The organism is Methylobacterium sp. E-045, assembly GCF_022829685.1.
GTDB lineage: Bacteria > Pseudomonadota > Alphaproteobacteria > Rhizobiales > Beijerinckiaceae > Methylobacterium.
In genome coordinates this window covers 1-303 of the sequence record NZ_JAKSYE010000092.1, presented here as the reverse complement: position 1 = coordinate 303, position 303 = coordinate 1, and the positions used below count along the sequence as shown (strand labels likewise).

Genomic DNA, 303 nt, shown 5'->3' with positions numbered 1-303 from the left:
CCGAGACGTCTGCACCAGCTCGGACGCGACAATAGCTTCCGAGACACTCTATCCAACGTGTGCCACCAGGTCGCTCTGCTCGCCACAGCCCATCCTCTGGTAAGCCATCAGGAAGCCGCGGACGAAGTCTCTCCGCTTCATGTCCTGCATCTTGTGGCAGTCGAGGATGCGCTTCATCGATTTGGTTGGCAGACCGCTGCGGGCGCAGTGATCCGAGAGCGCCGTCGACTTGTTCGAGTTCGCGTTCGCAGCGCGCTGGGAAGCACCGGCTGCGTCGCGGATCGCATCCTGCAGCTGGGCTGC

At 62.7% G+C, this 303-nt stretch carries 1 protein-coding gene; it reads right to left on the bottom strand.

Features of this window, described 5'->3' with window-relative positions; genetic code table 11:
- Positions 1-48 precede the first annotated feature (48 nt).
- On the bottom strand, positions 49-303 hold a 255-nt coding region (locus MKK51_RS17925; RefSeq protein WP_243979190.1), incomplete at its 5' end, for a hypothetical protein.